The sequence below is a fragment of the Persicitalea sp. genome, assembly GCF_041751555.1.
Taxonomy (GTDB): domain Bacteria; phylum Bacteroidota; class Bacteroidia; order Cytophagales; family Spirosomataceae; genus Persicitalea.
Genome location: NZ_JBGSXF010000511.1, coordinates 1 through 7,186 on the forward strand (window position 1 = coordinate 1; position 7,186 = coordinate 7,186).

A 7,186-nucleotide genomic window follows, 5' to 3' on the forward strand; every position below is an offset into this window, starting at 1 on the left:
ACTCCAACAGCACGCTTAATTCCCTGCCTTCATTCAGAAAAACAGTCATCTTATTTTCCGTGAAGGAAAGCTCAACAGCGTTGTGCGACTTATTTACGTTCAAATATTGTCATAATTCCAGTATCAATTTAAACTCAGTTAAACTGACAATATTTACCTTGGGAAAGTCTACCTTTTTGACCACATCGAAATCTCGATCATTTGTGACTAGGTAATCAGCTTCGGCAGCGATCGATAGATCAAAAAACTTGTTGTCATCAGGATCGCTTTCAATGAGCTGCCAGCGAAAGTAGGGTTCTGCAAGTATCGTATTCGGCGCAAAAAGAAGTATTGTTATAACCAAATGCGCCGTTTCTCTCGAATATCGCTCCGATATCTTCTCATCATATTCCGTTAGAATCTCATTACTAATTACCCAATCGAAAAGCCCCTTTTCAAAGGATTCGTATAGCCAATAATAATCTCCTTTCGGCGGTATTGAGGCCAAAATACAATTGGTATCGATGACCGCCCTCATCAGCTATCCTCATTTAGCATCCGGTCAAAGTCCTCCTGCGTATAGCCTTTCTCCTCTACCACCCTTTCGACTTCGGTTCTGAGCAACTCAGAATAGTGCTTCACTAAAACCTTTTTTAGGGTCAATATTTCTTCTTCCGACATATCGCGGTCAAATAGCCGCAACAGGCTTTCCTGCATGGGATTAAGTCTTGAACTAGTTACCATATCAATCGTGTCTTTCACTTTCCAGCAAGATAAGAAAAAAGGCCCGGTTCTTGAAAACCGAGGCTTCTACAGCATTTTGCTCTATTACTCTGAGCGTGCCGGACCGAGCGGTCGTAAGACCATCTCGATCACAGAGCAGGATTACAGGATTAGCAGAAACCTATTTACCGGATCGCGTTGCAAATGCGAGGTGATGCAACGCCCGATCGTAGATCGGGGTCAGCTGGAGAGTAATTATCAAGTGATTTGTCGTTACCTAATTTACATAGACGTGAAATCAGAATTAGCGGGCGATAATCATTTGAAACAATTCCTCGGTGTTAAGGACTCTTTCGAACCCCATCGCCCGCAAATGCGTGGTTAGTTTTTTATCTCCTGTCCAGAGCCAGCCGCCCGTCTGCAAGGTGAGTGCCACGTAGCTAATGTCGAAACTATCGACACCTTTGGTCAACCTGTCAGCTTCTTCCCAAGACTGTGATTCGATCAGGGCTTCATTTTCAAAGCGAACCTGTTGCAGGATGGAATACAGCGTTTTGATTACGTTGTCAATGGGCTATGGGCTGCTTCGACAGTTGCAGGATTTTGGGCTGATGCTTGAATAGTTCAACAAAGGCGTAATAACAACTGATGCGATCGACATTCGGGACTGGACTATATAAAATTTCGGCGATCCTGCCGTTCGGAGAGATCGACGCGCTAAAAAGAATGTTGCTATCGACAACAACGATCATGCGGGCAGAAAGCGGCTTTTGTTGTCTCTCCACCAATTAGCCTCTGTCTCGCGAGCCAATTCAGCAGCTTGCTCTTCGGTACCCTGGTTTTTGGCCGTAGTTTCAAGAATGTTGATGTAATCGATTACCTTCTGCACCGCTTCCATGTCGATGGAGTCGCTGGCTTCGATGATGATATTTTTGTTTTGACGGATTATGGTCCTATTTTGGTTTTTTTTATTATACGAACAGCATTTAAAACGCACATTTTTCTCGTAAAACCTTATTTTTCGGATCGCGTTTCAAACGCTAGGTGATGCAACGCCCGATCGCAGATCGGGGTTAGCGAGGGGGTGATGCCGGGGTCATCGGGTGACTGCCCTTATCAGCTATCCTCATTTGGCAGATGATTAAAATCCTTTTGCAACATCTGGTTTATTGCCGTTAAGGCTGCCTCGAATGAGCGTGTCGAATCCGCGCAACGCCGATCAAAGTTCAGGATTGCCTACGCCCAATCAATCTCTAATTGCTCCACCTTTTCTTTCTGTCCGTGATTATGCTGGTCAAAATGCTCGGTATCGAAATTACAAATCAAAGCTTCTACAACGGTGCGTCTATTTTCAATATTCCCACCGTTATGATAAAAATGATCCTTAGTCACTACGTTGAATTTATTCCAAAATCTCTCAATCATTTCATTTTTACGCCAGTCGTTGTGGTGCCAAGTTGAAAGAACAAATTTTGCTTTCGTTTCACTTAATAAAATAAATAATATTTCTTCATCCTGCTCTGTCCAGCCATTAAAATAGTCGACATGCCTACCATAATAGGGCGGATCGCAGTAAATAATATCCTTCTCTGTTGCTAAAGGAATAATATCGGCAAACGAGGTATTATAGAATGTCCAGCTAGGCTCTTTTTGAATTATTTGAGAGACTTTTGCTACTTGATTTGTAATCTTCGTTACGTAAGCTTGGGCAAATCTATCCGGTTTTTTACAGAACGGAATGTTCCAATGTCCCTTTTTGTTAAAACGCATCATTCCGTTAAAGCCTGCTCTCGACAGAAAAATAAAGTCGTAAGGAGAAAATATACCGCTGTTGAAACGGGTTCGAACTTTTAGATAGTGTTCGTATCCGTTATTCTCGGCTTCGCTCAGCAATTCACCTTCTTCTTCAAGAAAATGTTTCATTAAAGACGGTGTTATTTCTTCTTTTTGAAGACCTCTGTAAAAGTTAATAATGTGTGGATTAGTGTCGTTTAAGATCGCCTTTTTATATCCTGAATTAAAAGCGACTACACCTGTCCCCAAAAAGGGCTCGATCCATCTACCCTCGACCTTCGGAGCAAGCTCCATAATCCAGGGAACAAGCTTCGTTTTGATACCTTGACTTTTTATTGGTGGGATAATGACTTTCATTTTTTAGTGCTTCTTGAAGTTCTCGTTACAATTTTATTCCAAAGATCAGTCCTTCCTTTGAATTCCAAAAAATCTCTTAGAGTTTTGATCTTAGTAGGCTTACCGTCCTTTACCATCGTGGCAGATCCGTAATTTATCCAGTATTCATCAAACCATTCTTCACTCAACTGACTGAATGTCCCATTCTCGTTTCGCAAATCATCAATACTGAGCGTCGCGCCAATGTTAGCAGTATTACCTGATCCCTGCTTATCGCTGGCGATTTTCCACTTTTCGGCCGCGAAAAACTCAAAATCTTTAATTACAGAAGTAATAGATTTCAGATTTTTGACTGTCGTTACTTCGCGTTCTCCAACCTTCGTATTGGGTGTATCGTAGTCTTCTTGGAGTTCCTGAACCTGAAAAATCTCAGTTTCAGAGGCATCGTCACTCATGTCCGTTCTGGTATAAATCACTCCCAAGCAGAAGTGTCCAGAATACTGACTATAAGGAAATTGAATATTCTTTTTCTTGTCTCGTTCTTTAAAGTAACTACCATGGCTTCCCAAGGTAAAACTAGAAACTCCACTTTTCTTTCGATAGGTCGTTTTTAAGTCAACGGCAAATTTTACCTCTTCTTTTCCCTTTTTAACAAAGGTCAAATCAGGATAATAATTCTGATGTTCAGTTAATATTACTTTGTATCCAATCTTTTCTGAGAACTTTAAAATCTGAGGAAATATATGTATTTCGAGAATCTTAGAAACAATTTTCGTATCTGATGAAATGGTATAAATATTTTTGTAGATGTCAATAAACCCTTTTACAGACCAGTCACCTTCCTCAGTGGAAACATACTTTTCTAATTCCTCAGTAAACCTGTCGAGATTTTTCTTGAACTCTAACTTGTGATTTTCTTTCTCCTTTGAATTCATCTATCGAATATTTGACGTCAGCATCGTATAAAATCATTTTTAACTCAGCAACATAATCTATTGACAAGCCTTAAAATTATAATGGAAAGCCCGACTTCAAAAGAAACCGGGCTTTTCTTATCTAATCCGAAAACAGGTCAACTCTCTACCTTCTCCTTCGTATTCCAATTTTCCGCAAACGGCTGCCTATACAGCCTCTTCCCCGTAGCTTTAAAGAAAGCGTTCGCCACTGCGCCGCCCGTGGGGGGCAGGGCGGGCTCGCCGAGGCCGGTGGGGTCGATGCCGTTGTCCACGAAATTCACTTCCACTTCGGGGATTTCCTGCATACGGATGAGGCGGTAATTATTAAAATTGGCCTGGTCGGGGACGCCTTCCGTGAAAGTCAGATGGCTGTACATGGCGTGGCCGATGCCGTCCACCACGCCTCCCATGACCTGCTGCCGGGCACCGCTTTGGTTGATGACGATGCCGCAGTCCACGGCGGCGATGATCTTGGTCAGTTCCGGCTTGCCCGCCTTCATCTCCACCTCGCCCACTTGCGCGACGTACGACAGGTGCGAGTAGTACAAACTGAAACCCTGGTTTTTGGATTTGTCCTTGCCCCAGTTCGATTTCTCGGCGGCGAGTTTGGTCACGGCGATCATGCGATCCACGTCGTAGCGTACGTCGCCCGCCGGGGCGGTTTTGGCTTTTTCCAATAGTTCCAGGCGAAACTGCATGGGGTCTTTTCCGGCGGCGGTCGCCACTTCGTCCAGGAACGACTGCTCGGCGTAGGCCAGGAAATTGGTGATCGGTGCGCGCCACGGCCCAGTCGTGATGGCCGACTTGTGTTCGGCGGAGTCGATGAGCAGGTTGTCTACCGCGCCCGCCGGGAAGTTGTTTTCCCGCGTCGGGTTGCCGGCATTGATGCCCGCGCCGCGCAGCTTGTAGCCAATCATATTGCCTTGGGCGTCGAGGGCGGCTTCGAAGCGGTACTTCACCGCCGGACGGTAGTCGCCGCCCGTCATGTCGTCTTCGCGTGACCAGATCAGTTTGATCGGTGCTTTGGTCAGGGCCGATACCTTCACCGCCTCCATCACAAAGTCGGCGGCCAGACGACGGCCGAAGCCACCGCCCATGCGGGTCATTTCCACCGTAATCTTTTCTTTGGGAATACCCAGGTACTTGGCGGCTTCGCCCTGCGCGCGCTCGGGCGTCTGCGTAGGGCCAACGAGTTCGGCGCCGTCGGCACGGACATGGGCGAAGAAGTTCATCGGTTCCAACGGCGCGTGCGATAAGAACGGACACTGGTATTCGCTCTTGATGACTTTCGCCGCGCCTTTGAACGCCTTGTCCACATCGCCCTCTTTCCGGCGGACGGTATTTTTGTCCGAATTCAGTAGTTCGTCGAAAATCCGGTCGTGATCGCTGGTACTTTCCAGATCGGCTTCTTTTTCGTAGTCGATCTTCAATGTCTTGCGGGCCTTCATTACCTGCCAGGTGGACTTTCCCACCACGGCGACGTTGTTGTCGAAGGTCACGACGTCCGTGATGCCGGGCATGGCCTTGGCAGCGGCGGAATCGACGGATTTGAGTTTCATGCCAAACGCCTTCGGACGCTCGACCACGGCAAACAGCATTCCCTCACGAGTGAAATCCAGTCCGAACAGCGGCTTGCCCGTGATGATGCCCTGGTTATCCACGTTGCGGATAGAGGTACCGATCAGCTTGAAATCCTTGGGATCTTTCAGCGGTACGTCGGTTGGCGTGGGCATTTTGGCGGCTTCCTCGGCGAGTTCGCCGTAGGTCAGTTTCTTTTTGGAACCCGTGAGCAGTACCGCGCCGCTGGCGGTAGTACACTGCTCGGGTGACACACCCCAGCGCTTGGCGGCGGTATTGATAAACAACTGCCGCGCCGTGGCCCCAGCCTGCCGCAGCCGCTTCCACGAATGCGGAATGGAGCCGCTTCCGCCCGCCACCTGCCGCTGGAATTTTTCGGTATCCAGCGGAGCCTGGGCCACGTGAACTTGTTCCCAGTCCACGTCGAGTTCTTCGGCCACCACGATAGGGAAGGCCGTTTTGATGCCCTGCCCTACTTCGGGATTGGGCGAGAAAATGGTGATTTTGCCATCCGGCGCGATGGCCAGATAGCTGTTGAATTCATGGCTCGGGGCCGCAGCTTCCGCCGCCGCGTCGAGGACGACGGGTTTGGCGTCGGCGTTGCGCCAGTGGAAGCCCAGCAGCACGCCACCGCCCGCCGTGGCCGCCAGCTTCATGAAATCGCGTCGGTTGGTGTTGGTCAGGTTGGACATGGCTTAGTTGGTTTTAGTGGATGCTACTTTCACGGCTTCGCGGATGCGGTGGTAGGTACCGCAGCGACAGATATTGCCGTTCATAGCGTTTTCGATTTGCTTGTCGCTGGGCTTGGCGTTCCGCTTTAAAAGCGCGGCGGCGGTCATGATCTGTCCCGCCTGGCAATAGCCACACTGCGGCACATCAACCTCGTTCCATGCTTCCTGCACAGGGTGGTCGCCTTTTTCAGAAAGTCCTTCGATGGTAGTCACTTTGGAGTCGCCGACTGCCGACACGGGTAGTACGCAGGAGCGCGTGGCCGAGTCGTTGACGTGGACGGTGCAGGCACCGCACTGCGCGATACCGCAGCCATATTTGGTGCCGACCAGCCCGAGGCTGTCGCGCAAAACCCACAGTAACGGCGTATCCGGCTCGACATCCGCCTTGTAGGTTTGGCCATTGATTTTCAAGTTGTATTGGGCCATGATGTATTGGTTTGTTTAGTTTTTGGGCTAAATTAAGGAATTTTGTTGGGAATCAGTTTATTGGCTGCCGGGCTTTTGCCTATAATAATAGAACAGCATACCAGATAGTTCAGTCTACCTTCAATTTCTGTACACTTTCTTGCCAAAGTTTTGCGGCAGCTTTCTTATCTCTTTTTCAGCTTTGTTCAAAATGATGAGCTTGTAATTCCTCGCTACCCAAGTACTCTTCAACGAATTCGTCAAATGGCCGACGATCGTCATTTTCTCTGGCCGTCGCTTCTCTGGCGTCCATCCAATCTTCGTAGGCCTCTCTCACAACCTTGTTTTTTAGATCAAGCTGCACCATAACTGGATTTCCTTTTTCGTCATAGAAAAAAGTCTGATGTTTTCTAAGTGTATCGGCGACCATGTCAATTGTTGTTAGGGGTGTCTTGCTGAGTGAAGTATCGTAAAAATACAGAATAATGATTAATGAGCGGACATCAAATCTAATTTCGCCCAGTCTCCAACTCATTATTTATTCGCTATCCCGCCTTCGCTCTGCGCGTTTTTCCGCCCGGCGTTCTTTCCGGCTCTTTTTCCTTTCCTGCCGTTCTTCTTTGGTAGGAAAGTCAAAGGGCAGCGCGTCCTTTACTTTGTCAAAAAACGTCGGCTCGTCTTCCA

Annotated in this window: 10 protein-coding genes; all 10 read right to left on the bottom strand. The window is 47.8% G+C overall.

From position 1 onward, the window contains the following. Positions 1–109: 109 nt before the first annotated feature. Positions 110–517 carry a putative toxin-antitoxin system toxin component, PIN family gene (locus ACEW8P_RS18135; protein WP_373514487.1) on the bottom strand — a complete coding sequence of 136 codons (408 nt, stop codon included), beginning with the start codon at positions 515–517 and terminating at the stop codon, positions 110–112. Then, positions 517–741 carry a hypothetical protein gene (locus ACEW8P_RS18140; protein ID WP_373514488.1) on the bottom strand — a complete coding sequence of 75 codons (225 nt, stop codon included), beginning with the start codon at positions 739–741 and terminating at the stop codon, positions 517–519. Before ACEW8P_RS18140 ends, ACEW8P_RS18135 begins: the two co-directional genes overlap by 1 nt. Positions 742–1,006: 265 nt before the next feature. After that, positions 1,007–1,273, bottom strand: a complete 267-nt coding sequence (locus ACEW8P_RS18145) for a PIN domain-containing protein (RefSeq protein WP_373514496.1) — start codon at positions 1,271–1,273, stop codon at positions 1,007–1,009. After that, positions 1,269–1,454 carry a PIN domain-containing protein gene (locus ACEW8P_RS18150; protein WP_373514489.1) on the bottom strand — a complete coding sequence of 62 codons (186 nt, stop codon included), beginning with the start codon at positions 1,452–1,454 and terminating at the stop codon, positions 1,269–1,271. Before ACEW8P_RS18150 ends, ACEW8P_RS18145 begins: the two co-directional genes overlap by 5 nt. Next, entirely contained in the window at positions 1,451–1,699 is a 249-nt protein-coding gene (locus ACEW8P_RS18155; protein ID WP_373514490.1) for a hypothetical protein, read from the bottom strand. The genes ACEW8P_RS18150 and ACEW8P_RS18155 overlap by 4 nt, the downstream gene beginning before the upstream one ends. Before the next feature lie 239 nt (positions 1,700–1,938). After that, a complete protein-coding gene (locus ACEW8P_RS18160) occupies positions 1,939–2,853 on the bottom strand; it encodes a DNA adenine methylase (protein WP_373514491.1) in 915 nt (304 codons plus the stop codon). After that, a complete protein-coding gene (locus ACEW8P_RS18165) occupies positions 2,850–3,767 on the bottom strand; it encodes a type II restriction endonuclease (protein WP_373514492.1) in 918 nt (305 codons plus the stop codon). The genes ACEW8P_RS18160 and ACEW8P_RS18165 overlap by 4 nt, the downstream gene beginning before the upstream one ends. 137 nt (positions 3,768–3,904) lie before the next feature. Then, the gene (locus ACEW8P_RS18170) at positions 3,905–6,058 is read right to left on the bottom strand and encodes a molybdopterin cofactor-binding domain-containing protein (RefSeq protein WP_373514493.1); all 2,154 of its coding nucleotides are present in this window, start codon (positions 6,056–6,058) and stop codon (positions 3,905–3,907) included. A 3-nt stretch (positions 6,059–6,061) separates the two neighbouring features. Beyond that, positions 6,062–6,523 carry a (2Fe-2S)-binding protein gene (locus ACEW8P_RS18175; RefSeq protein ID WP_373514494.1) on the bottom strand — a complete coding sequence of 154 codons (462 nt, stop codon included), beginning with the start codon at positions 6,521–6,523 and terminating at the stop codon, positions 6,062–6,064. A 175-nt stretch (positions 6,524–6,698) separates the two neighbouring features. Beyond that, positions 6,699–7,037: a hypothetical protein gene (locus tag ACEW8P_RS18180; protein WP_373514495.1), complete on the bottom strand. Its 339-nt coding sequence runs from the start codon at positions 7,035–7,037 to the stop codon at positions 6,699–6,701. Between the last annotated feature and the right edge of the window lie 149 nt (positions 7,038–7,186).

What these genes read in the sequence shown, in the direction of transcription:
- ACEW8P_RS18135 (WP_373514487.1), bottom strand. Translation starts at nt 517, where the DNA reads ATGAGGGCGGTCATCGATACCAATTGTATTTTGGCCTCAATACCGCCG.
- ACEW8P_RS18175 (WP_373514494.1), bottom strand. Translation starts at nt 6,523, where the DNA reads ATGGCCCAATACAACTTGAAAATCAATGGCCAAACCTACAAGGCGGAT.
- ACEW8P_RS18165 (WP_373514492.1), bottom strand. Translation starts at nt 3,767, where the DNA reads ATGAATTCAAAGGAGAAAGAAAATCACAAGTTAGAGTTCAAGAAAAAT.
- ACEW8P_RS18180 (WP_373514495.1), bottom strand. Translation starts at nt 7,037, where the DNA reads ATGAGTTGGAGACTGGGCGAAATTAGATTTGATGTCCGCTCATTAATC.
- ACEW8P_RS18150 (WP_373514489.1), bottom strand. Translation starts at nt 1,454, where the DNA reads ATGATCGTTGTTGTCGATAGCAACATTCTTTTTAGCGCGTCGATCTCT.
- ACEW8P_RS18170 (WP_373514493.1), bottom strand. Translation starts at nt 6,058, where the DNA reads ATGTCCAACCTGACCAACACCAACCGACGCGATTTCATGAAGCTGGCG.
- ACEW8P_RS18160 (WP_373514491.1), bottom strand. Translation starts at nt 2,853, where the DNA reads ATGAAAGTCATTATCCCACCAATAAAAAGTCAAGGTATCAAAACGAAG.